Source organism: Novosphingobium sp. Chol11 (genome assembly GCF_945870625.1).
Classification (GTDB): Bacteria; Pseudomonadota; Alphaproteobacteria; order Sphingomonadales; family Sphingomonadaceae; genus Novosphingobium.
Map to the genome: position 1 here is coordinate 126,965 of NZ_CAMBTS010000001.1, position 22,822 is coordinate 149,786.

Here is a 22,822-nt window from a genome sequence, read left to right on the forward strand (position 1 = left end):
ACAATACCGATGCCATCCAAGCCCTCTGCCATTCCAGCGATTGTCTGGTTTCGCCGCGATCTGCGCCTTTCCGATCAGGCCGCGGTGCTGGCGGCGGCTGCAGAAGGGCCGGTGATCCCTGTTTATGTGCTGGATGACGAAACACCGCGCCACCGGCGGATGGGCGCTGCTTCGCGATGGTGGCTGCACCATAGCCTCCTCAGCCTAGATGCAGCGCTGCAAGCGCGTGGCTCGAAGTTGATCCTGCGGCGGGGGCGCTGCGACGCGGTGCTGAGCGCGATTGCGCACGAAACGGGCGCGCAGACGGTGCATTGCCTGGCCCATTATGAACCATGGTGGCGCAATGCCGAGCGTGCGCTCGGCAAAGTGCTCCATCTGCGTTGTCATGAGGGGATCACATTGGCTCCGGCGGGCACGGTGCGCAACGGATCGGGCGCTCCCTACCGGATTTTCACGCCGTTTTGGCGTGCGCTCAGCCAGCGTCTGCCGCCGCCAGCCGCGTTGCCTGCGCCCGATCGTATGCCTTCCCCGGATCGCTGGCCGCCTTCCGATCAGCTGGACGATTGGGGGCTTTTGCCGACGAGCCCTGATTGGGCTGCTGGCTTCCGCGCCGAATGGACCCCGGGCGAGGCCGGCGCACAGGCCCGTCTCGATGCGTTTGCACAGCGCGCCGCGCGCTATGCCGAGCAGCGCAATCTGCCCTCTGAAGCCGGAACATCCAAGCTTTCGCCGCACCTGCACTTCGGCGAGATTTCGCCAGCGGCCGCATGGCATGGCACCGCGAGCGCAGGCGGCTCGGTCGGGACATTCCAGGGCGAACTGGGCTGGCGCGATTATGCACAGAACGTGATTCTGCAGTTTCCGGATTATGGCAACCAGCCTGCCCGCGATGGTTTTGACCGATTTGGCTGGCGCGATGCCCCCGATGAATTGCGCGCATGGCAACAGGGCCGCACTGGCTATCCGATTGTCGATGCCGGAATGCGCGAACTTTGGGCTACCGGCTGGATGCACAACCGGGTGCGCATGATCGCAGCGAGCTTTTTGATCAAACACTTGCTGATTGACTGGCGCGAAGGCGAACGCTGGTTTTGGGACACGCTGGTCGATGCCGACTATGGCTCGAATGCGGTCAACTGGCAGTGGAGCGCTGGTTCGGGCGTCGATTCGAACATGTTTGTCCGGATCATGGCGCCGCTTACCCAGTCGCCCAAGTTCGAGGCGGCCGACTATATCCGCCGCTGGGTGCCCGAGCTGGCGCATTTGGGCAACGATGCAGTCCACGATCCACCGATTCCGCCGCGCGGCTATCCTGCCAAGATCGTACCCCACGCTGAGGCGCGCGCTCGCGCGCTCGCCGCCTTTGCGGAGATGCGGGACAACTGACGCGGCGCGGTTGCCCTTCGGCAGACTTGGCGGCATAGCGGCGGCATGAACGCGCAGGCGCCCGGAAGGGGTGGGCAACTTGGTGCGGGCACTATGCCTGTTGCCGCTTCGAGCGGGTTTCTGGCCCGTATCTTTGCGGGGCGGATCGAGCGCGTGCTCGACCAGGTGGATCAGGGACTGAAGGTCGGCTCGTTGCTGTTGCATCTCCCCGGCGGTCGGTCGCGGCTCCTCGGCGGGCATCAGGATGGCGCTGTTGCAGAACTGACGATCCATGATTGGCGCGCCATTGGCCGCATTGCGACAGGAGGTTCTGTCGGGTTTTACCAATCATTTGAAGCGCGCGAGTGGGAAAGCCCCGACGCTGCAGCGCTGTTTGCATTGGTCATGCGCAATGCGGTCCATCTGGGTGATACCTTGCGCGCCAAAGGCCCATGGCGGATTGCGGCGAAAATGCTCCACTTCTTGCGCCGGAACAGCCGGAAGGGCGCGAAACACAACGTCGCTGCACATTATGACCTCGGCAATGATTTCTATGCGCAGTGGCTCGACAGCACGATGAGCTATTCCAGCGCGCGGTGGGAGGGGATCGCACACGGTGCTCCGCTGGAGGAAGCGCAGCGCAACAAGGCCCGCCTGCTGGCCGACCGGCTGGCGCTTGCCCCCGGCAGCCGCGTGCTCGAAATCGGGTGCGGGTGGGGCTATCTTGCCCGCTATTTGGCCGCGCAGCGCAGGGCGGAAGTAACCGCCATCAGCCTCTCGCGCCAACAGATCGAATGGGCAAGCGCGCGCCAAGCGATTGAACCAATCCCGGGTACTCAATTTCGTTTTGAGGATTACCGCGATGTCACCGGGCAATTCGATGCGGTGATCAGCGCTGAAATGGTCGAGGCGGTCGGCCAAACTTACTGGCCTTCGTATCTCGATTGTGTCGCACGCGCCTTGCCCCCCGGCGGTCGCGCCGCGATCCAGTATATCGCCATTCGCGATGAATTGTTCGAAGCCTATGCGCGCAGCGCGGATTTCATCCAGACCTACATTTTCCCCGGCGGCATGCTGCTGAGCACGCGCGAGTTTCGCCGTCTGGCCGAGGCGCGCGGCTTTGAATGGCAGGGCCAAGAGGATTTCGGCCCCGATTATGCGCGCACGCTGAACGATTGGCGGCGCGCCTTCGACGAGGCGGTGGAGGCCGGACGCATGCCACCCGCTTTCGATGAGAGGTTTGTCCGGCTGTGGCGGTTTTACCTCATGTACTGCGAAGGCGGATTTACCGGCGGCGGCATTACCGTGAGCCAGGTGACGCTGATCAAGCGCATTTAGTTAACCTAATGTTAACTTTAGGTTGGAAAAATCTTCATTTATTCGCGTATTTAATCGTCTTCGTCAGGGTAACGGCTGACGATGTGCTCATGGATGATCGGACTCAGCAATCTGGCAAACGCGCAGCCGACCACGCCGCCTTGCCACCAGATCACTTCGGATTGGAGCGATTCCAGCCCTGGCAAAGTAAGCCAGCAAATCGAACCGACGTGCATGCGATTGGGCGATTTTGCACTGAAGCCGGCAATTGAGAGATCATTGACCACGGTGCGAAAGCCCTTGGCGGTCGACCGGCGCAATATTGCCGGGATGCTAACCTTCGTTCGCAGCGCGCAACGGTCCTCCTGCGCTGCGATATCATATCGGAAACGGTCAAGACCCGGCGGATCGGGGCTGCGGGCGGGCCACCTCTTGATCATGGGCGTGTTCCTGGCTCGGTACGGCCTCCTTGTGCCGTAACACTAATGCAACCTTGAGCCGGAAATGTTACCGCGAAGCTAGGGTAACAGGTTGTCAGTGCTGGTTAATTCGTTCGCGATGCCGGTTTGCGAAACCTGTGGTCAGCAGCGCGGCAATCCGGTCGGCCACGACCTCGGGCGGCTGAACGCTGGCGGGGTCCTCGCCCGGATAGGCCTTGGCCCGCATCGCCGTGCGCGTGGCACCGGGATCGAGGATGGCCACCTTGATGTTCGAGATTGCCCCTACTTCCTGAGCATACGTCTCAAGCAGGTTCTCGAACGCTGCCTTCGAAGCGCCGTAAGCCCCCCAATAGGCGCGCGGCTTTTGGCCGACGCTGCTGGTCATGCCGATGATGCGCGCGTTGCTGCTGCGTTTGAGCATCGTATCGAATGCCGCGATCAGTGCTTGCGTCGCCATCACGTTCAGCGTCATCGCGCGCACGAGATCTTGCGAAGGCATCTGCCACACCGGGGTTAGCGGTGGCAGCACCGCCGCATTGATCACCAGAATGTCGAGAGCCTGCCAGCGCTCGCCAATCGCGGCTCCCAAACGGGCAATGCCATCGACTTCGCTGAGATCGACCGGCGCAATCGTGGCGGAACCGCCGCCGTCAAAGATTGCCTGCTCGGCAGCGTCAAGCTCCTTAGCGGTGCGGGCCACCAGAATGACATGCGCGCCGGCCGCAGCCAGCGCTTTGGCCGTTGCTGCGCCGATGCCCCGGCTTGCCCCGGTTACAAGCGCCAACTGGCCTTCCAGCGGCCGCATGCCGGCCTCCATCATCCTACCTTTTCGACCAACATCGAGAGCTGGTCGGAACCGTCCCGATCGACCAGATCGGTCAGGCGCGTGGGATAATCGCCGGTGAAACAGGCATCGCAATATTGCGGCCGCGCCGCATTCCGCGAAGATTCGCCAACCGCGCGGTAAAGCCCGGCGATCGAAACAAAGGCAAGGCTATCGGCCTTGATGAACTTGGCCATGGCGGCCACATCCATTCGCGCGGCGAGCAATTTCGAGCGTTCGGGCGTGTCCACGCCGTAAAAGCACGAATTCTCCGTGGGCGGGCTGGCGACGCGAAAATGCACTTCTGCGGCGCCAGCATCGCGTATCATCTCCACGATTTTCATCGATGTCGTCCCGCGCACGATCGAATCGTCGATCAGCACGATCCGCTTTCCTGCAACGAGCGCGCGATTAGCGTTGTGCTTGCGCTTGACATCCGCGTGCCGCGCGCCGTCCGAAGGCTGGATGAAAGTTCGCCCGACATAGTGCGAGCGGATGATGCCGAGCTCAAATGGAATGCCCGATTGGTTGGCATATCCGAGGGCGGCAGGCACCCCGCTGTCAGGAACCGGGATGATCAGATCGGCTACGCAGGGTGCCTCGATCGCCAGCTCGGCGCCGATTGCCTTGCGCACCTGATAGACCGACATGCCGCCCATCAGCGAATCCGGGCGGCTGAAATAGACATGCTCGAAGATGCAGGGGCGCGCCGTGGTTGCGCCAAACGGCCGGTGCGAGCGGATGGTGCCGTCGAGATCAACTTCGACCAGTTCGCCCGCTTCGATCTCGCGCACGAAATCCGCGCCGATCACATCCAGCGCCACCGTTTCGCTGGCAAAGACCGGCGCATCGCCAAGCCGTCCCATGACCAGAGGGCGGATACCCAGCGGATCGCGGCAGGCAATCATGCCCTGGTTGGTCATGCAGATCAGCGAATAGGCGCCTTCGACAAGCCGCAGCGCATCAACGAACCGATCCAGCAATGTAGGGTAACGGCTGGTGGCGACCAGATGGATGATAACTTCGGTGTCGGACGTCGATTGAAAAATGGCGCCCTTGCGGACCAGCTCATGTTTCAGCGTCATCGCGTTCGAAATGTTGCCGTTGTGCGCAATCGCAAATCCGCCCGAGGCGAGATCGGCAAACAGCGGCTGGACATTGCGCAGGCCCGATCCGCCGGTGGTGGAATAGCGCACATGCCCCGACGCCATCTCGCCGGGAAGCTCGGCAATGGCATGGCCGCTCGAAAAATTCTGCGCCACATGGCCGAGCCCGCGCCGCGAATAAAACTCCTGCCCATCGAAGCTGGTGATCCCGACCGCTTCCTGGCCGCGGTGCTGGAGCGCGTGAAGCCCGAGGGCGACGATCGCGGCGGCATCGCGCGCGCCCAGAATGCCGAAAATGCCGCACTCTTCGCGCAGCTTGTCGCCATCGCCGTCTGCGCCAAAGTATGGGCCCGCATCAGGCTTAGTGTCTGCCATTGAAGGGAGAAATTTCATGAGTTGGGCGTGAGTCCGCACGGGCGCCGGCGCTCCGGCCTTGGTTGGCGAGTATGTGGCGACCTTTGCACCATAACGCAAGGGGGACTCGGCACGCGGCGACACAGGACCGCAGGCCTGCTGCGGTGCAGCTTGCCTCAGCGGGAAACTGCCCCTACATCGCGCGCCACATCTGCGCGTTTATCCCGCTTCGAGCGAAAGTCCCCCGTTTGATCCTCTCGCCCTTCGAATGGACCATCGCCAAGCGATATATGCTGCCGGGGCGCGGCGAGGCATTTATCGCGATGGTCGCCGGGATAAGTCTTGTGGCGGTCATGCTCGGGGTTGCCGCGCTGGTCATCGTGATGAGCGTGATGAACGGTTTTCGCGCCGAACTGCTCGACAAAATCGTCGGTCTTAATGGCCACGCGGTGATCCAGGCTTATGGTGGCCGGCTGGATGATTGGCAGGATATCCTGAAGCGCGTGGAAAAAACCCCCGGCGTTACGCGCGCCTCGCCCCTGATCGAGCAGCCTTTGCTCGCCAGCTTCAATGGGCGAGTGGAAGCCATTCTGGTGCGCGGCAATACGACAGGCGATCTGAAACGGCTGGCCGAAAAGCGCGTGGCGGGCAATTTTGCCTCGCTCCAGATGGGGACATCAACGGCCGCAATCGGCTCGCGGCTCGCAGAAAATCTCGGCGCGCAAGTGGGCGACACGATCACGATCATCAATCCGCAGGGCCGCTCGACCCCGTTTGGCACTGTCCCGCGCCAGATCGCTTATCAAGTGGGCGCGATCTTCGAGATCGGGGTTTACGATTACGATCAGGCCTATGTCGTCATGCCGATCGCCGACGCGCAGACCTTGCTGCTGACCGGCGACACCATCGGCATGATCGAGGTGACTACCGAGGACGCCGATAGGGTGGGCAACATCATGGCCCCCTTGAAGCAGGAATTGGCTGGCCGCGCGCAAGTGACCGACTGGCGCACGATGAACGCCAGCCTGTTTGAAGCGCTGGCGGTTGACCGGGTGGCGATGTTCATCGTGTTGTCGATGATCGTGCTGGTGGCGGTGTTCAATATCCTGTCGTCCCTCATCATGCTGGTGCGCGCCAAGACCCGCGACATCGCGATCCTGCGCACGATGGGGGCAACGCGGACCAGCCTGATGAAAGTGTTCGTCACCATCGGTTTCGTGATCGGCGCGCTGGGCACTGCAGTCGGGCTGGGGCTGGGGTTCGTGTTCCTTTATTACCGCCAACAGGTGGTTCGCGCGGTCGAATTCATCACAGGTCAAAACTTGTGGGATCCCTCGATCCGCTTCCTCACCGATCTGCCCAGCCGCAGCGATCCCTTCGAAATCACCATGATCTGCGTGATGGCGCTGGTTTTGAGCTTCCTTGCCACGCTCTATCCCGCGCTGACGGCCGCGAGCACCGATCCGGTGCAGGTGCTGCGCTATGAGTGACCATGACCGAGTTCCTTCGGTGGTGCGGCTGCGCGGCCTCAAGCGGAGCTTCACCCAAGGCGGCGAGACGATCGAAGTGCTGCGCGGCATCGATCTGGACGTTCGGCCGGGCGAGATTGTCGCGCTGCTCGGGCCTTCTGGTTCGGGCAAATCGACGCTGCTGCAGGCGGTCGGCCTGCTTGAAGGCGGGTTTGCGGGCAATATCGAGATCGCCGGGATCGAAACCGCGCAACTTTCAGGTGATGAGCGCACGGCGGTGCGGCGCGATCATCTGGGTTTTGTCTATCAATTCCATCACTTGTTGCCCGATTTTAATGCAACAGAGAACGTTGTTCTGCCGCAGCTTGTGGTGGGCAAGCGTGCCGCCGCCGCGCAGCAACGGGCGCACGATTTGCTCATCGCGCTCGGCCTCGGCCACAGGCTCACCCACCGGCCCAGCCAGCTTTCGGGCGGCGAACAGCAGCGCGTCGCGGTCGCCCGCGCGCTCGCCAATCGCCCCGCATTGGTGCTGGCCGACGAGCCGACCGGCAATCTGGACGAGGCGACCGCCAACCGCGTGCTCGATGAATTCCTCAAACTGGTGCGCGAGGAAGGCAGCGCCGCCATCGTCGCCACCCACAACGAGCGACTGGCGCTGCGGATGGACCGGGTCTTGCGGTTGCACGAAGGGCTGCTGGCGTAAGCAGCACACCCCTTGATCCCCGGGCATCCCCGTGCGACGTTTGTACTTTAGCGAACTGCGAGAAGCGCAAATGTCCAGCCCTCAGACTATCGCCGATTTTTCCGTGAAGCTGCCGAACGGCGAGGCGCATAGCCTGAGAGACAAGGCGGGCAAGGTCCTGCTCGTGGTCAACACCGCCTCCAAGTGCGGATTCACCCCGCAGTACGACGGGCTGGAGGCGCTATGGCGCAAGTATGTGGACCGGGGCTTCGAAGTGCTGGCCTTCCCCTGCAACCAGTTCGGCGGGCAGGAACCGGGCACGGCGGAGGAAATCGACACCTTCTGCAAGGTCAACTTCGGGGTAAGCTTCCCGCTCATGGCCAAGATCGAAGTCAACGGCGCCGGGGCCGATCCGCTCTACCAATGGCTCAAGAACGCCGCCCCCGGCGTGCTCGGCACCAAAGGCATCAAATGGAATTTCACCAAGTTCCTGATCGGCCGCGATGGCAAAGTCGTGCGCCGCTATGGCCCGACGGACAAGCCGGAGAAGCTGGAAGCGGATATTGCGGCGCTGCTTTAAGGGGCACGTTCCTCCAGAAGCCCGTCACATCCGTTCGTGTTTAGCGAAGTCGAGACACCTTGGCGTGGCGTGCAGTGTCTCGACTTCGTTCGACACGAACGGGAGGTCAGGTTTGGATAAGCCCAATCCCAAGTGGAAAAAGCGCGCCCCGACCCTCGCAGAATCGCCGCCCAAACCCTAACCTTCCCAGATGTCCAACACTCCCTTCGTTCCGCTGCGCATCTTCTCCTCCTACACGATGCTCGACGGGGCGATTGATCCCAAGGCGATTGCCAAGACGGCGGCGGAGCGGGGGTTTCCGGCGGCCGCGATCACCGATCGCAATGGGCTTTATGGCAGCGTTGCGTTTGCCAAGGCCTGCTTCGACATGGGTGTGCAGCCGATCATCGGCACGATGCTCGCTGTCGCGCGGCCCTCGCGCGAAGGTGCCGCGCCGACGGGTTTCGGGGCCAGCGCGCCCACGATCGACTGGCTCGCGCTCTATGCGCAGGATGCGGCGGGGTATCAGAACCTCTGCCACCTCGTCAGCCATGCGCACCTTGGCCGTCCGCTGGAATTCGAGGCGCATGTTCCGCTTGCCGAACTCAAGGGCCGCACCGATGGGCTGCTGTGCCTGACAGCGGCGGGGGAGGGCGCGCTCGTGAGGCTGCTTGCTGGCGAACAAGCCATCGCGGCGGAAGCTTATCTGGCCGAGCTTGAGGCGCTGTTCCCCCAGCGGCTTTACATCGAGCTCGCTCGGCGGAGCGATGTGGCGGAAATGGCCGCCGAGGCTGGGCTCATCGATCTCGCCTATGCGCGCGATATTCCGCTTGTCGCCACCAATCCGGCTTGCTTTGCAGAGCGGGCGTTCTATCCCGCGCACGATGCGTTGCTGTGCATCGCCAGCTCCACCCATGTCGACAGCACCGACCGCCCGCGTTCTTCGAACGAATGGTGGATCAAGGGCGGCCCGATGATGGAGGAGATCTTCGCCGACGTGCCCGAGGCGCTGGCGAACACGCTCGTCGTCGCGCAGCGCACCGCGTTCAAGCCGCCCTATCGCAAGCCGATCCTGCCCAGCCTTGCAGGCGACAAGGAAGGCGAGGCGCGCATGATGGGCGAGGATTCGCGCTCCGGCCTCGTGGCGCGGATGAAGCCATACTACCCGGAAACAGTGTGCGATGAACTGGTCGACGCGCTGACTTGCCTGGTGGACGAGTTGGAAGAACGGACCTTCGAGCAGCTCAAGGCCGCTGGCCACTGGGACGAGGTCAAGCAATACCGCGACCGGCTCGAATTCGAGATCGGCATCATCAACCGCATGGGCTTCGGCGGGTACTTCCTGATCGTGGCCGATTTCATCAAGTGGGCCAAGGAGCAGGGCATTCCGGTGGGGCCGGGGCGCGGTTCGGGCGCCGGCTCGCTGGTCGCCTGGGCGCTGACCATCACCGATCTCGATCCGATCAAGCTTGGCCTGCTGTTCGAACGATTCCTCAACCCGGAGCGCGTTTCGATGCCGGATTTCGACATCGACTTCTGCGAAACCCGGCGCGGCGAGGTGATCCGCTATGTTCAGCGCAAATACGGCGAGGACCACGTCGCGCAGATCATCACTTTCGGCAAGCTGAAGGCCCGCGCGGTGCTGCGCGATACGGGGCGCATCCTGCAAATGAGTTATGGACAAGTCGACCGCCTGTGCAAGCTGGTGCCCAACCACCCCACCGACCCCTGGCCGCTCCCCCGCGCGCTCAATGGCGTGCCGGAGCTGCGCCGCGAATACGACCGCAACCCCGAAGTGCGCCGCCTGATCGATCTGGCGATGCAACTCGAGGGCCTGCCGCGCAACAGCTCGACCCACGCGGCGGGCGTGGTGATCGGCGACCGCCCGCTGGCGCAGATCGTCCCGCTTTATCGCGATCCGCGTTCGGACATGCCGGTCACGCAGTTCGACATGAAATATGTCGAGGAAGCCGGCCTGGTGAAGTTCGACTTCCTTGGCCTCAAGACGCTGTCGGTGCTGCGCAAGGCAATCGACCTGCTCGCGCTGCGCGAGATTACCATCGATCTTGATCGGCTCGCGTGGGATGATCCGCAAGTCTATAAACTGCTGCAGGCAGGCGACACGGTGGGCGTGTTCCAGCTTGAATCCGAAGGCATGCGGCGCACGCTTGCGGCGGTGAAACCCACCAGTTTCGGTGATATCATCGCGCTGGTTTCGCTCTACCGGCCGGGGCCGATGGACAACATTCCCCTCTTTGGCCGCCGCAAGAATGGCCTTGAAAGCATTGAATACCCTCATGAAAAGCTTTCGGTTATTCTGGCCGAGACATATGGGGTGTTCGTCTATCAGGAACAGGTGATGCAGGCCGCGCAGCTGCTTGCAGGCTACTCGCTGGGCGATGCCGATCTGCTGCGCCGCGCCATGGGCAAGAAGGTGCAGGCTGAAATGGACGCGCAGCGCCAGCGCTTTGTCGATGGCTGCAAGACGGTTTCCGGAATCGAGGCGGCCAAGGCGAATGAACTGTTCGACTTGATCGACAAGTTTGCAGGCTACGGCTTCAACAAGAGCCATGCGGCCGCCTATGCGCTGCTGGCCTATCAAACCGCGTGGCTCAAGACGCATTACCCGCACGAGTTCTTCGCAGCCTCTATGTGCTTCGACATGCATCAGTCTGAAAAACTTGCTATTTTTGTTGATGACATGCGCCGCAGCGGGGTCGCGCTCGCTGGGCCTGATATCAATTTCTCCGAAGGCGAGTTCACTGTTGAGCGGACCGACGAAGGTTACGGCGTGCGCTATGCGCTCGCCGGACTTCGCAATGTGGGTGAGAAGGCGATGGACGCGATTGTCGCCGAGCGACAGGTCAATGGGCCGTTCGCGAGCCTCGATGAGCTGTTTCGCCGCCTACCAGCAGGCGCGATGAATCGGCGCGGGCTGGAAGCGCTGGCCGCCAGCGGCGCGCTCGATGGCCTTGAGCCCAATCGCGCGATGATCACCGCCAATGCCGAGCTACTGATGGCGGTGGCAGACGAGGCCGCGCGCGCGCGCACCTCGGGACAAGGCGGGTTGTTCGGGGCTGAGGATCACGCGGTGCCCGCAAGCCGGCTGGCCGCAACCAAGCCCTGGACCCGCGCCGAGCAGATGGCGGCCGAACGCGAAAACTTCGGGTTTTATTTTGCCGCGCATCCCACGCAGGAATACCGCGTGGTCGCTTCGGCTAACGGCGCGCGCACGTATGGCAGCTTGATGGCAGGCGGCGGAGAAGGGGGCGGAGAGGCGCGCGCAAGTGCGCAAATGGCAGTGCTGGTTGAAAATGCGCAGCGCCGCAAAACCAAGCGCGGCAAGGATTTCATCCTCGCCGATTTTTCAGACAGTAGCGGGCAGTTCTCCGCCTCCTGTTTCGAGGAGGCGCTGGTCGATCCCCTCTTGCAATGGGCGCGCGAGGGCACCTGCGTATTGTTGACGGTGGAGCTGGATCGGCCCAATCCCGCCGATCCTCCCCGGATCACGGTGCGCGGTGCGCGGCCGCTGGCCTCGGTCACGAGTTCTGCCCAGATGCAATTGCGGCTCGACGTGACGCGGATTGAGGCGATTGCGGAGCTTGCGATGCTGCTGCCGCGCGCTGCCGAAGCATGCGGCGAAGTCTTCGCCCGGTTGCGCACCGGTGGCGCGCTCGAGCCGCTGATCCGACTGGGAAACAACTTCCGCCTCGATGGCGAGCTCATCGAACGATTGCTTCCGGTGCAAGGGCTTGGCAATGTGGCGCTAACGGCAAAACCGCAACGCCACTTGCGGCTCGTTGAATAACAAAATCGGATTGAGGGACAGGGATGATGCAACTTGGGGCGATGCAGGATTGGAAGCTGCGGGTAACGCACTTGATCGATCACGCAGCACGCGAACACGCCACCCGCGAGATCGTCTCGCGCTGGGCAGATGGTAGCGAAAGTCGGACAAATTGGGCGGCCATTCGCCATGACGCGATGCGCATGGCCCAAAAGCTGCGCCGGATCGGAATTGCCCCCGGCGAGCGGGTTGCCACGCTGGCCATGAACCATCACCGCCACCTGGTGACTTGGTATGGCGCGGTGGGCGTCGGCGCGGTGCTCCATACGATCAACCCGCGGCTGTTTGAAGACCAGCTCGATTATATCGTCAATCATGCCGAAGACCGCGTTCTGCTGTTCGACAAGGCATTTGCGCCTTTGGTCGAGCGCATGAAGCCGCGCTGGCCCTCCATCGAAACTTACATCTGCTTCGATAGCAATGAACCTGCCGAACACTTCGAGGAGTGGATCGCCGGCGAGGACGGCCTTGGCGAATGGGCCGACGGGGATGAGCGCGATCCGTGCATGCTTTGCTATACCAGCGGCACCACCGGCAATCCCAAGGGCGTACTCTACGAGCACCGCTCGACCGTGCTTCATGCCATGACTGGCATGATCCCCGGCGTTTTCGGCATGGATGCGCGCACCGTGATGATGCCGATTGTTCCCATGTTTCACGCAGCAGCTTGGGGATTGCCGTGGTCAGGTGCTGCGGCAGGAGCGCGGTTCGTCTACAGCGCGGTGAATGACCCTGCGGTGCTGAGCGAGCTTATCGAGCGCGAGCGTGTGAATACTTCTGCCGGTGTGCCAACGGTTTGGCTCAGCTTGCTCCAGCATTATGATAAGACTGGAACCGATATCCCGGCGAGCCTCAAGACGGTGGTTTGCGGCGGTTCAGCCATGCCGCGCGCGATGATCGAGCGTTTGATGAAATCCGGCATCCGCGTGGCGCATGCTTGGGGGATGACCGAAACGTCGCCGATTGGCACGACCGGCGCGGAAACCTGGAACTGGGACAATCTCTCGTTTGATGAGCAGATTTCCGTCAAGGCAATGCAGGGCCGGGTGCCCTTCGGGGTCGAGGTGCGCTGCGTCGATCTGGGCGATCCCGAGCAAGTCTTGCCCCGTGACGGTATCACAGCGGGCGCCTTGCAAGTGCGCGGGCCCTGGATCATCAAGCGCTATTTCAAGGCGGAGGCCGACGCGACGGACCCCAACCAATGGTTCGATACCGGCGATGTCGGCGTGATCCATCCCGATGGCACGTTGCAGCTGACTGACCGCACCAAAGATGTCATCAAATCCGGCGGGGAATGGATCAGTTCTGTCGAACTGGAGAATGCGGCGATCGGCTTTCCCGGCGTGGCCGAAGCCGCTGCCATCGGTATCGCCCATCCGCGTTGGGACGAGCGTCCGCTGCTGATCGTGGTCAAAAAGACCGATGCTGAAGTCTGTGAGGATGCTTTGCGCGCGTTTCTGGGCGAACGTGTGGCGAAATGGTGGCTGCCTGATGCCGTGGCGTTCGTCGACCAGATCCCGCACACCGCCACCGGCAAGATCAGCAAGAAGGACCTGCGCGAGCAGTTTCGCGATTACCGCTGGGACGCCTGAAGGAGCAAGCCGATGAGCACCTACATCGATCCGAGCCGAGAGAATTTCGACCTGTTCAAGGCTTTGCCGCGCGACACGCCGATTCACATGCTCAATCTCATCAGGTTCAAGGCTATGGCCGCTTATCCGGAAGGGCACGATCTGGCGGGCGCAGGGCTGACGGGTGCCGCGGCTTATGCCGAATACATGCGCACCATTCAGCCGGTGCTGGCGCGCGCGGGCGGCAGGATCGTGTGGAAGGGCGCATTTGAGGCGGTCGTCACCGGCCCCGGTGAATGGCCATGGGATGAAAGCTTCGTGATGAGCTACCCCGATGCGGCGGCCTTCATGGGGATGGTCAAGGATCCGGACTACGCGCCGGTCGTCGTGCACCGCCAGGCTGCGGTCGAAGATTCGCGCCTCGTCCGATTTGCGCCTGACCGCGATATCTGATCCGGCCACCGGCGCACGGCCGTCGGCGCCGATTGGCAGACCCTTGTCATAGCATGCACAATTGCCCGTCGGGCGAGGGCGGACGAAACATGCTGCCATCGAGGATTGCTTTTGCTTGCGGGATTGCGGCACGTTTCAAGGCAATGCGGAAGCGCGCGCGGATCAGATCGGCCCACACCCCTTGCGGCTTCATTCGCGTAAAGAATGCCGGATCGTTATCCTTGCCGCCCCGCGCCGATTGGACGATGCTGATGACTTTGGCCGCTCGGTCAGGGAAATGAACCTCAAGCCATTCGCGAAATAGCGGTGCCACCTCATGCGGCAGGCGCAGCATGATCCAGATGGCCGATAGCGCGCCTTGCTTCCCTGCCTGCGCCAGAATGTCTTCGATGAACGGATCGGTGATTGCGGGGATGATCGGCGAAACCGAGACATGGGCATGGACCCCCGCTTCGGCCAGCTTTCCCAATGCTGCCAAGCGTTTGGCCGGTGAAGTTGCGCGCGGTTCGAGGATTTCTGAAAGCCGGGGATCAAGGCTGGTCACCGACAGCGCGACCGCGACGAGGTTCTGCCGCGCCAATTCCCGCAACAGATCTAGGTCATCCAGCACACGCGCCGATTTGGTTGTGATCGTGACCGGGTGGCGTGTTTCCAGGCACAATTCGAGCACCGCCCGGGTGATGCGGTAACGAGCTTCGATCGGTTGATAAGGGTCGGTGTTGGTCCCCAGCGCCAAAGGCTTCGGGCTGTATCCCCGTTTGGCAAAGGTCTGGCGCAGCAACGCTGCAGCCTGTGGTTTGGCAAATAGCTTGGTTTCAAAGTCAAGGCCCGGGGACAGATCGTGGTAGGCGTGGGTCGGGCGGGCGTAGCAATAAATGCAGCCGTGCTCGCAGCCGCGATAAGCGTTCAAAGACCGGTCGAAGGGCACATCGGGCGACTGGTTGAAAGTCAGGATCGATTTGGGAAATTCCTCGACGACAGTCGTCCGCAAAGGTGCTGGCGCACCATCGATGATCGTGCTGGCATCCAGCCAATCGCGATCATCCTCCCGCGCAGCGAGCCCGAAGCGGGCCGGGCCAATAACGGATTGCGCACCTCTGCCACGAATCTTCATAGCACACTGGAACATATTAGGAACAAAAACGCAAGCTCATGGCCTGCGCCAAGGCGATCAGCTTTCGAGCAGGCGGGGCATCAACTCGACAAAATTGCACGGGCGGTTGCGGCTATCGAGTTGCTCGGCGAGAATACCGTCCCAGCCGTCCTTCACAGCGCCATTCGAGCCAGGCAGCGCAAAGATATAGGTGCCCCGTGCCACCACCGCGCATGCGCGCGACTGGATCGTACTGGTGCCGATGGTCTTGAAGCTAAGCCAGCGAAACAGTTCGCCAAAGCCGGGGATATCGCGGGTTTTGACCAGTTCGAGCGCCTCGGGCGTGACATCGCGGCCGGTCAGGCCCGTCCCGCCGGTGATGATCACGGCGTCGACCGTGCGGTCATCGATCCAGTTATTGAGCCGCGTGGCGATGCGCGGCACCTCGTCCTTTTCGATCGCGCGTGTCACCAAGTGGTGGCCAGCGGCCTTGATCCGCTCGGCAAGAATGTCGCCGGACGTGTCGTCACCGGGGCCGCGCGTGTCGGATACGGTGAGCAGCGCGATGTTGATAGGTTTGAAGATGCGATCCGGATCAACCGCCATTGGAGGCAATCCTTACGTTTGCTGCGCCGACGAGGCCGGGAAATTTGGGCCAAAGTCCCTGCACGAGACCGATCCGGCTTTCTGATACCCCGCCAGCCTGACGTTCATACATCCAGTAGTTGCGCATCACGATCGCCACATAGCCGCGCGTTTCCCAATAAGGGATCGATTCCATCCACAACAGCGGATCGCCTGCGTCGCGGATTTCGCTGTTCCAGCGTCCGATTGGCGCTGGCCCGGCATTGTAGGCCGCAATGACCTTGGGCAGCAAACCGCGCGTTGCATCCGATTGGCTGAGCTGCGCAAGGTAACTCTGCCCGAACGCAAGGTTTATCTGCGGCACATCGAGCTGGCGATCGCGCCCAGCCATTTCGGGCTGAGAGCGGGCCAGATCCCGGGCTGTTCCCGGCATGACCTGCATCAGCCCTTTGGCACCGGCCGGACTGGTGACGGCGGCGCGGAAATTGGATTCTTGCAATGAATGCGCGAAGAGCAAGGCTGGATCGACTTTCCAGCCATTCGCGGGCACCCATTTGGGCGCGGGAAAGCGCGCCGCTTCATCTGGTCTTGCACCAACCGGCGCGTTGTAGGCCATCCACAGCTGGGTTGCCGGAAGCCCGAGATCGCGCGCCAGCCGCGACAAAGGCGCATATTGCGCAGGCTCGCCAATGCGGGCCTGATAGCGCAATACCTCCTCAGCGAGCCCGTCCTCGTCAATTTCGGCCAGCTGGACCGCGATGCGCACATTGTTCACCGCGCGCAGCTGTTGCCAATCCTTGCTTGAAAAGTCGGCGCTAGAGGTTGTGGGGGCATCGCCGCGCAGGCCCAGTGATTCTGCGGCCAGCATGCCATAAAGCGTATCGCCGCTGCGTGCCGCGCCGCGCAGTGCCGCCGCGACCTTCTCCGGCTTGCGACAGCGCATCCATGCCCGTGCCGACCAGAAGTTAGCTGCCGAGGCAAGCTCATCATTCTGCGCCATCGTCGCAGCCTGCGCAAAGCTCTCGGCTGCGCCCATGCAATCGTTCATTCGCCAGGCCGCAAGCCCGGCTGTCCACATTGCCTCTGCCGCCCAGGCCCCGCCGCCTTCGCTTGCGGTGAGCGATAGCAGCCGCGCATTGGCATCGTCATTCTCGATGTAATAGGCCCAGCCCACGCGCTGCCGCCATTCGGAACGCGCTGCTGGCGAGAGCGCGCTGTCGATGCCATCAAGTAACAGCCGGGCGGCCGCAGGATCATCATTCTTGATCCGCTCCTGGATCGCCTGGGCAATGCTTTCCGGCATGGTGCCATCGGCGACCGAGCGCGGCTTGTTGCGCTTAGTGATGCCGGGCAATGTGAACATCTGCTGCGCGCTGGGCAGCGCGGGCACTTCGCTGGCGCCGCGCTTGATGGCGAGGCGGCCAAGCTGTTCGGACCAGGGCAAGCCGGGCGCTGTGGCCAGCAAATTGCTTAAGGATTGAAGCGGTGCCTTGGGCGAACTGGCCGCTAGATAGTATTGCGACTGGGCCACGGCATGCAGCGGGCCGTCACTGCGCTTGGTCAGCAAGGCCTGAACCCCGCTCCACTCTTCGCGCTCGATCGCGCTGAACAGTTGCTTGTAATAATCCCGGTCGTCCTGGCTGAGCAGCCCGGGAACCGCCGTGCGATCTGCCCGCGACCGAAAGTACTCAGCAGCGGCGCTGTTGGCCGAAGCGGGCGAAGCGGCGCATGCAGCCGCGATTGCGGCAAGGCTGCTCATTGCCATGCGCCGGAACTGCCACCTGATCATTGCTGCGCAATTCCCGTCCATTCGAGCCAGCGGTTCCAAAATCCCGATTTCAGCCCAGGCGATGCCAGCAAAGCTTCAAGATCTACTGCCATCATCATCGCCACGCTGCCAGAATGATGGTTAAAATTCCCTAAATTTGCAGCGGTTTGCGCCCACCCGTTGCCAAGCAGCGTCGAAATGCCGCTGCGCCCGAACACAAGCACGCGTTGCGGCGCGGCGAGCCTGATATGGTGCGCCAGCACCTTGCCCAAACCTGCGCTGGCCAGCGCTTCCCAATCGGGCAGTGCGGTTCGCGCCGGGACCGCAGAGGCGAGGTACACCTGATCCCGCGCCAAGCCCATCGCCGCCAGCATCGCCGCCAGCAGATGACCAGCCTTGCCCGAAAGAAGCGTTTCTCGGTCACCTTCCTCTGGCATGGCGACGAGCACCATAAGCGGCGAATGGCCAGCACCGGAAGGGGGCACACGGTGAACTCCTGCTGGCGCAAGCGTCGGTTCTGTTTGCCACCAGTCTGAGAATTCGGCCAGATTTTCGGGCCAGCTTGCCGTTGGCCCGCCGATTTGCGGCGCGGGCTTCGTCTCCACCGGCTGGGCCATCGGGATTGCAGCAGGCGCTGGCTGCGCTTCGGCCAGCCAATCCTGCGGCAGCTCGGTAAAGTCCGCATCGACACCCGCCTCGCGCCACCAATCCAGCGCAGATGCAAGCGCGGCGGCGAAAGAGCCCGACGTTCCTGTGCTTATTGGCGCGCTTGATCCTGTCACCAAGTGGTATTGACCTTGCTTGCGCCAGCTTTCAAGGCAAACTCTCTGAGTCATTCGAACTTGTCAGCCGGAGCCGAAGAAAATGAGCGAGCGGGAATCGATGCCCTATGACGTGGTGATTGTCGGCGGCGGGCCGGCGGGCCTCGCGGCGGCAATTCGGGTCAAGCAGGTCAATCCCGAGATATCGGTCTGCATCCTTGAAAAGGGATCAGAAATCGGCGCGCACATCCTTTCTGGCGCGGTCGTCGATCCTCGGGCGCTCGATGAATTGTTGCCGACATGGCGCGAAGACGGCTGCCCGATGGCCGAAGTGCCGGTAACCGACAATTGGCACTGGGCGCTGAGCAGCACTGGCAAGACCGCGCTCCCGCATGCCATGATGCCTCCGTTCATGTCGAACCATGGCAACTACACGGGCAGTCTGGGCAACTTGTGTCGCTGGCTGGCCGAGCGCTCCACCGATCTCGGCGTCGAGATTTTTCCCGGTTTCCCCGCTGCCGAGGTGCTGTTCGACGATAGCGGTGCGGTAATTGGGGTTGCAACCGGCGATATGGGCGTTGCCAAGGACGGATCGCATAAGGCCGACTACCAGCGCGGCATGGAGCTGCATGCAAAATATACCCTGTTTGCAGAGGGCGCGCGCGGAAGTCTCACAAAGAGTCTGAAGAAGAAGTTCGACCTTGAGCGCGATTGCGAGCCGCAGGTTTACGGCATTGGCATCAAGGAATTGTGGGATATCGATCCAGAGCAGCATGTGCCCGGCCGTGTACTCCACACCCAAGGCTGGCCGCTTTCCGAAAACGGTGCGTTTGGCGGGGGTTTCCTCTATCATCAGGCGAACAATCAGGCCGCGCTCGGCTTTGTGACGGCGCTCGATTATGCCAATCCGTGGATCAATCCTTTCGAAGAATTCCAGCGCTGGAAACAGCATCCCGATATCCGCTCCATCCTCGAGGGCGGTCGCCGCGTGTCGTATGGCGCGCGCGCGATCAATGAGGGCGGTTGGCAATCAGTTCCCAAGCTGGCGTTTCCGGGCGGCGCGCTGATTGGCTGCTCGGCCGGTTTCGTGAACGTGCCGCGCATCAAGGGCAGCCATACCGCGATGAAGAGCGGGATGCTGGCGGCCGAATCGATCATTGCGGCGCTGGCTGCAGCACGCGAGCATGACGAGCTGGCCGATTACGATGCCGCTGTGCGCAACAGCTGGATCGCCAAGGAACTGAAGCTTGTGCAGAACGCGCAGCCGCTGGCGGCCAAGTTCGGCGGCGCGCTGGGCACCGTGCTGGCGGGCATGGATATGTGGGCGCGGGTGCTCCGCATCAATCCGGTGCCAGGGCTGAAGCATCACAGCGACAACGAAGCGACGATGCGCGCCGACCTTTATAGCCCGATCGTCTATCCCAAGCCGGACGGCGTGATCAGCTTCGACCGTCTGACCTCGGTGGCATTTTCCTATACCAACCACGAGGAAGACCAGCCTTGCCACCTGACGCTCAAAGATCCGGAGGTGCCCACGCACATCAATCTCCCGATCTATGGCGGCCCGGAGGCGCGCTTCTGCCCGGCAGGGGTCTATGAATTTGTCGGTGTCGAGGAAGGTGCGCCGCGCCTGCAGATCAACGCGCAGAACTGCGTGCATTGCAAGACTTGCGACATCAAGGATACGACCCAGAACATCAACTGGGTCACGCCCGAAGGCGGGGGCGGGCCCAACTATCCGAATATGTAAGTTTCTCCCCGGAAACGGGAGTCGGGGGCCATGAAAGAGACCGCTTACGCCAAGATAAACCTTGCCCTGCATGTGCGGCGGCGGCGGGACGATGGCTACCACGAGCTGGAAACCGTGTTTGCCTTTGTCGATGCCGGCGACGAGCTGGAGGTCAGCATGGCGCCGCAGGACAAACTCATAACGGTTGGCGAGTTCGGAGCTGGGCTCGGTGACTTTGCGGAAAACATTGTCGCAAAGGCGCTGCTCGCATTGCCCCGCGCTCAGGGCTGGTCGGTGACACTGGAAAAGCGGCTTCCCGTTGCGGCGGGGCTTGGCGGCGGCTCGGCTGATGCGGGCGCGGTGTTCCGCATGGTCGAGCGCGCAGCGGGCCTGCCAGATGACTGGCGTGCCCGCGCCGCGGCGCTTGGGGCCGATGTTCCCGCGTGTGTGCTGAGCCGTACCTGTATTGGTTTAGGCACGGGCACCGAACTGGAAGAGATTGATAGCGATCTTGCCGGAATGCCGGTGCTGCTGGTCAATCCGCGCATTCCGCTGGCCACCGGCCCGGTGTTCAAGGCGTGGGACGCGCTTGATCGCGGACCTTTGCCGTCCGGCAATGTGCGGAAGATGGCGAGCGAGGGCCGCAACGACCTTGAAGCACCAGCGCTCGCGCTTGTTCCCATAATCGGCGATGTCCTGACGGCTTTGCGCGCTAGCAACGCATGGCTGGTGCGCATGTCGGGCTCGGGCGCGACATGCTTTGCGCTTTACGAGACCGCGGCTGAACTGGCGGCGGCACAAGCCTTGCTTCCCGCAGAGTGGTGGCAACTTGCGGGCAGGCTGCGCTAGGATGGGCCGATGAGCGAAGCGTTCGAGATCATCGGGGTGCCCCGCTTTGGCGGAATTCTGGTGGTTTGCGATCATGCGTCGAACAGCGTGCCCGATAACATCGACCTTGGCATCGATTCGGCGCTGTTGGAGCAGCACATCGCCGTCGACATCGGAGTGGCCGCAGTCGCGCGGCGGATGGCGGAGCGCGCCGGCACAGCCGCTTTTCTTGCAGGCACAAGCCGTCTGGTCTGCGATCTGAACCGCGATGAGCATCAACCCGCCGTTATACCTGCTGCCAGCGATGGCTATGCCATTCCCGGAAATGCCCTCGATGCGGCGGCACGGGAAGCGCGGCTCGCGCGGTTTTTCCGGCCTTATCATGCAGCGCTGGCCGATCTTCTGGACGCCATGCCGCCTTCGCTGATCCTCTCGCTGCATAGCTTCACCCCGCGACTCGCGAGCGATCCGGGGGGGGCACGTCCCTGGCATGTCGGTGTGCTTTACAACGGTGATGATCGCGCCCCGCGCCTCGCCATCCCGCTGCTTGAGGCTGAGAATCTGACGGTGGGCGACCAGCAGCCTTATTCAGGCCGATTGCTGAACGCGACGATGAACCGGCATGCTGAAGCGGAGGGGCGGCCTTATCTCGGCATCGAAGTGCGGCAGGACGAGATCGGTGATGAGGCGGGTCAAGCACTCTGGGCGGAAAGGCTCGCCCGGATCGCCAATTTGATAGCAGTAAGCTTGGATTGTTGATAGCAGCAGCATCATGTCTCTTTTGGGGGAAATACAGTGGCGGTGTTAACGGTCCCTTTCTTGCCAATCTACCTTTTCAAGCACGTGGGAGGCGGACTTATTGTCCACGCATACGGCGGATACGTGGCAAACACGCTTATTCCCGCATCGGTGGTATCTGCATTCAGTTCGGCCGGCACGACATTGGCTTCATTGGCTGGAGGTGCTGCTTCTATTGCAACAGCACCGGCAACTGTTGTGACCGTAGCCGGAATTGCTGTCGTCGCAGCAGGCGCGTATTGTTATTTCTACGGACTTCCGTTGCCGATCGAGTCGGTGCTTGCCAATGCTGGTCTTGGCACCAAGGTTGTGGCGGTGAAGGGATCTTTGCTTCCCGCCATCTCACACGGCGCGTTTGCTGTATCAACGACGAATCTTGCGACTGCGCTAATCCTGTTGGGGCTAGCCAGTTACATAGCCTATCGATTTTATGAGAATCATGCGGACGCTGCAAGGGCGGCGGAGGAAGGCCCTGCAATTGATGCGGAGGGCGTGGCAAAGGCTTACTTTGGAGCAAAGGCGTGGCAGACTTTCGGAGAGCCAATCTCAAAGGGGTTGAGCGACGCAAGTGCTTGTATCGTAAGTTTTTTTGCGAGCGTCGCAACGACGACGGCTGACTACTCGGAATGGGCGAGGAATGCGCTTATCGGGGTCGCGGCGCAATCGACAGAATATCTGGAGGGCGTTTGGGACAAGCTTGCAAGCCGCCTCTCGTCCAGCGGCAAAAAGGATACTCGCGAAGCCGGTTAGATGATTTCGCACAAAGGCCTTTGCTGTCCTCGATCGCCAAGGTGGCGGCGCTCGCCACATCGGCTGCAGGCCCACAAAGTGGTTGCGAACTTTACTTTCGACGGCGTGATGCCCTTGAAGTAAGGAATGCGAGGCCACCCACATAAGCAATCGCCTCATTCCGGAGTTCGCCCAATGCCCGTCTATCGTTCACGCACCACCACCCATGGCCGCAATATGGCGGGCGCGCGCGGGCTTTGGCGTGCGACGGGGATGAAGGACGGCGATTTCGGCAAGCCGATTATCGCGGTGGTCAATTCCTTCACGCAATTCGTGCCGGGCCATGTCCACCTCAAGGATCTGGGCCAATTGGTCGCGCGCGAGATCGAAGCGGCGGGCGGCGTGGCCAAAGAGTTCAACACAATCGCGGTCGATGATGGCATCGCGATGGGCCATGACGGGATGCTTTACAGCTTGCCCAGCCGTGAACTGATCGCGGACAGCGTGGAATTCATGGTCAATGCCCACTGCGCCGATGCGATGGT

General features: G+C 62.1%; 20 protein-coding genes. 13 read left to right on the forward strand and 7 right to left on the reverse strand.

Annotated features, from left to right (window positions below; translation table 11 throughout):
- Positions 1-9: 9 nt before the first annotated feature.
- Both Q0O40_RS00535 and Q0O40_RS00540 read left to right on the forward strand, forming a co-directional pair.
- A complete protein-coding gene (locus Q0O40_RS00535) occupies positions 10-1,386 on the forward strand; it encodes a deoxyribodipyrimidine photo-lyase (protein ID WP_295524821.1) in 1,377 nt (458 codons plus the stop codon).
- Positions 1,387-1,431: 45 nt separating this feature from the next.
- Complete coding sequence (locus tag Q0O40_RS00540; protein ID WP_295524823.1) at positions 1,432-2,703, forward strand: cyclopropane-fatty-acyl-phospholipid synthase family protein; 1,272 nt, start codon at positions 1,432-1,434, stop codon at positions 2,701-2,703.
- Between the two features lie 50 nt (positions 2,704-2,753).
- Here Q0O40_RS00540 and Q0O40_RS00545 read toward each other — a convergent pair whose 3' ends face one another.
- The 3 genes from Q0O40_RS00545 to purF all read right to left on the reverse strand — a co-directional run bounded on the left by Q0O40_RS00545 (position 2,754) and on the right by purF (position 5,426).
- On the reverse strand, positions 2,754-3,122 hold the full coding sequence (locus Q0O40_RS00545) for a PilZ domain-containing protein (protein WP_295524825.1): 369 nt from the start codon (positions 3,120-3,122) through the stop codon (positions 2,754-2,756).
- 94 nt (positions 3,123-3,216) lie between these two features.
- Positions 3,217-3,927 carry an SDR family NAD(P)-dependent oxidoreductase gene (locus Q0O40_RS00550; protein ID WP_295524827.1) on the reverse strand — a complete coding sequence of 237 codons (711 nt, stop codon included), beginning with the start codon at positions 3,925-3,927 and terminating at the stop codon, positions 3,217-3,219.
- 11 nt (positions 3,928-3,938) lie between these two features.
- Positions 3,939-5,426: an amidophosphoribosyltransferase gene (gene purF, locus Q0O40_RS00555; RefSeq protein ID WP_295524830.1), complete on the reverse strand. Its 1,488-nt coding sequence runs from the start codon at positions 5,424-5,426 to the stop codon at positions 3,939-3,941.
- A 227-nt stretch (positions 5,427-5,653) separates the two neighbouring features.
- Here purF and Q0O40_RS00560 point away from each other — a divergent pair, with 227 nt between their 5' ends.
- The 6 genes from Q0O40_RS00560 to Q0O40_RS00585 all read left to right on the forward strand — a co-directional run bounded on the left by Q0O40_RS00560 (position 5,654) and on the right by Q0O40_RS00585 (position 13,986).
- Complete coding sequence (locus Q0O40_RS00560; RefSeq protein WP_295524832.1) at positions 5,654-6,895, forward strand: lipoprotein-releasing ABC transporter permease subunit; 1,242 nt, start codon at positions 5,654-5,656, stop codon at positions 6,893-6,895.
- A complete protein-coding gene (locus Q0O40_RS00565) occupies positions 6,888-7,577 on the forward strand; it encodes an ABC transporter ATP-binding protein (RefSeq protein WP_295524834.1) in 690 nt (229 codons plus the stop codon). The genes Q0O40_RS00560 and Q0O40_RS00565 overlap by 8 nt, the downstream gene beginning before the upstream one ends.
- A gap of 70 nt (positions 7,578-7,647) precedes the next feature.
- Positions 7,648-8,136, forward strand: a complete 489-nt coding sequence (locus Q0O40_RS00570; RefSeq protein WP_295524836.1) for a glutathione peroxidase — start codon at positions 7,648-7,650, stop codon at positions 8,134-8,136.
- A 190-nt stretch (positions 8,137-8,326) separates the two neighbouring features.
- On the forward strand, positions 8,327-11,923 hold the full coding sequence (gene dnaE, locus Q0O40_RS00575) for a DNA polymerase III subunit alpha (RefSeq protein WP_295524838.1): 3,597 nt from the start codon (positions 8,327-8,329) through the stop codon (positions 11,921-11,923).
- A 23-nt stretch (positions 11,924-11,946) separates the two neighbouring features.
- Positions 11,947-13,554 (forward strand): long-chain fatty acid--CoA ligase, encoded by a 1,608-nt coding sequence (locus tag Q0O40_RS00580; protein WP_295524840.1) that lies wholly within the window; start codon positions 11,947-11,949, stop codon positions 13,552-13,554.
- A 12-nt stretch (positions 13,555-13,566) separates the two neighbouring features.
- A complete protein-coding gene (locus Q0O40_RS00585; RefSeq protein ID WP_295524842.1) occupies positions 13,567-13,986 on the forward strand; it encodes a DUF1330 domain-containing protein in 420 nt (139 codons plus the stop codon).
- Positions 13,987-14,032: 46 nt separating this feature from the next.
- Here the strand turns inward: Q0O40_RS00585 and Q0O40_RS00590 are convergent, their stop codons facing one another.
- From Q0O40_RS00590 to Q0O40_RS00605, 4 genes are read right to left on the reverse strand one after another with little or no spacing between them, the layout of a single operon-like run.
- Positions 14,033-15,100, reverse strand: coding sequence for a PA0069 family radical SAM protein (locus tag Q0O40_RS00590; RefSeq protein ID WP_295524844.1), 1,068 nt, complete (start codon positions 15,098-15,100; stop codon positions 14,033-14,035).
- Positions 15,101-15,157: 57 nt separating this feature from the next.
- Positions 15,158-15,685, reverse strand: a complete 528-nt coding sequence (moaB, locus tag Q0O40_RS00595; protein ID WP_295524846.1) for a molybdenum cofactor biosynthesis protein B — start codon at positions 15,683-15,685, stop codon at positions 15,158-15,160.
- Positions 15,675-17,429 (reverse strand): lytic transglycosylase domain-containing protein, encoded by a 1,755-nt coding sequence (locus Q0O40_RS00600; RefSeq protein WP_295524849.1) that lies wholly within the window; start codon positions 17,427-17,429, stop codon positions 15,675-15,677. The genes moaB and Q0O40_RS00600 overlap by 11 nt, the downstream gene beginning before the upstream one ends.
- A 20-nt stretch (positions 17,430-17,449) precedes the next feature.
- Positions 17,450-18,268, reverse strand: coding sequence for a uracil-DNA glycosylase family protein (locus Q0O40_RS00605; RefSeq protein ID WP_295524851.1), 819 nt, complete (start codon positions 18,266-18,268; stop codon positions 17,450-17,452).
- Between the two features lie 28 nt (positions 18,269-18,296).
- Here Q0O40_RS00605 and Q0O40_RS00610 point away from each other — a divergent pair, with 28 nt between their 5' ends.
- From Q0O40_RS00610 to Q0O40_RS00630, 5 genes are all read left to right on the forward strand, one after another.
- Positions 18,297-19,943, forward strand: coding sequence for an electron transfer flavoprotein-ubiquinone oxidoreductase (locus tag Q0O40_RS00610; protein WP_295524853.1), 1,647 nt, complete (start codon positions 18,297-18,299; stop codon positions 19,941-19,943).
- A 30-nt stretch (positions 19,944-19,973) separates the two neighbouring features.
- The gene (locus Q0O40_RS00615) at positions 19,974-20,771 is read left to right on the forward strand and encodes a 4-(cytidine 5'-diphospho)-2-C-methyl-D-erythritol kinase (RefSeq protein WP_295524855.1); all 798 of its coding nucleotides are present in this window, start codon (positions 19,974-19,976) and stop codon (positions 20,769-20,771) included.
- A 9-nt stretch (positions 20,772-20,780) separates the two neighbouring features.
- Positions 20,781-21,509, forward strand: coding sequence for an N-formylglutamate amidohydrolase (locus tag Q0O40_RS00620; RefSeq protein WP_295524857.1), 729 nt, complete (start codon positions 20,781-20,783; stop codon positions 21,507-21,509).
- 123 nt (positions 21,510-21,632) lie between these two features.
- Positions 21,633-22,298, forward strand: a complete 666-nt coding sequence (locus Q0O40_RS00625) for a hypothetical protein (RefSeq protein WP_295524858.1) — start codon at positions 21,633-21,635, stop codon at positions 22,296-22,298.
- Positions 22,299-22,472: 174 nt separating this feature from the next.
- On the forward strand, positions 22,473-22,822 hold a 350-nt coding region (locus Q0O40_RS00630), incomplete at its 3' end, for a dihydroxy-acid dehydratase (protein WP_295524860.1).

What these genes read in the sequence shown, in the direction of transcription:
- Q0O40_RS00535 (WP_295524821.1), top strand. Translation starts at nt 10, where the DNA reads ATGCCATCCAAGCCCTCTGCCATTCCAGCGATTGTCTGGTTTCGCCGC.
- Q0O40_RS00540 (WP_295524823.1), top strand. Translation starts at nt 1,432, where the DNA reads ATGAACGCGCAGGCGCCCGGAAGGGGTGGGCAACTTGGTGCGGGCACT.
- Q0O40_RS00545 (WP_295524825.1), bottom strand. Translation starts at nt 3,122, where the DNA reads ATGATCAAGAGGTGGCCCGCCCGCAGCCCCGATCCGCCGGGTCTTGAC.
- Q0O40_RS00550 (WP_295524827.1), bottom strand. Translation starts at nt 3,927, where the DNA reads ATGCGGCCGCTGGAAGGCCAGTTGGCGCTTGTAACCGGGGCAAGCCGG.
- purF (WP_295524830.1), bottom strand. Translation starts at nt 5,426, where the DNA reads ATGGCAGACACTAAGCCTGATGCGGGCCCATACTTTGGCGCAGACGGC.
- Q0O40_RS00565 (WP_295524834.1), top strand. Translation starts at nt 6,888, where the DNA reads ATGAGTGACCATGACCGAGTTCCTTCGGTGGTGCGGCTGCGCGGCCTC.
- Q0O40_RS00570 (WP_295524836.1), top strand. Translation starts at nt 7,648, where the DNA reads ATGTCCAGCCCTCAGACTATCGCCGATTTTTCCGTGAAGCTGCCGAAC.
- dnaE (WP_295524838.1), top strand. Translation starts at nt 8,327, where the DNA reads ATGTCCAACACTCCCTTCGTTCCGCTGCGCATCTTCTCCTCCTACACG.
- Q0O40_RS00580 (WP_295524840.1), top strand. Translation starts at nt 11,947, where the DNA reads ATGATGCAACTTGGGGCGATGCAGGATTGGAAGCTGCGGGTAACGCAC.
- Q0O40_RS00585 (WP_295524842.1), top strand. Translation starts at nt 13,567, where the DNA reads ATGAGCACCTACATCGATCCGAGCCGAGAGAATTTCGACCTGTTCAAG.
- Q0O40_RS00590 (WP_295524844.1), bottom strand. Translation starts at nt 15,100, where the DNA reads ATGAAGATTCGTGGCAGAGGTGCGCAATCCGTTATTGGCCCGGCCCGC.
- moaB (WP_295524846.1), bottom strand. Translation starts at nt 15,685, where the DNA reads ATGGCGGTTGATCCGGATCGCATCTTCAAACCTATCAACATCGCGCTG.
- Q0O40_RS00600 (WP_295524849.1), bottom strand. Translation starts at nt 17,429, where the DNA reads ATGGCAATGAGCAGCCTTGCCGCAATCGCGGCTGCATGCGCCGCTTCG.
- Q0O40_RS00605 (WP_295524851.1), bottom strand. Translation starts at nt 18,268, where the DNA reads ATGACTCAGAGAGTTTGCCTTGAAAGCTGGCGCAAGCAAGGTCAATAC.
- Q0O40_RS00610 (WP_295524853.1), top strand. Translation starts at nt 18,297, where the DNA reads ATGAGCGAGCGGGAATCGATGCCCTATGACGTGGTGATTGTCGGCGGC.
- Q0O40_RS00615 (WP_295524855.1), top strand. Translation starts at nt 19,974, where the DNA reads ATGAAAGAGACCGCTTACGCCAAGATAAACCTTGCCCTGCATGTGCGG.
- Q0O40_RS00620 (WP_295524857.1), top strand. Translation starts at nt 20,781, where the DNA reads ATGAGCGAAGCGTTCGAGATCATCGGGGTGCCCCGCTTTGGCGGAATT.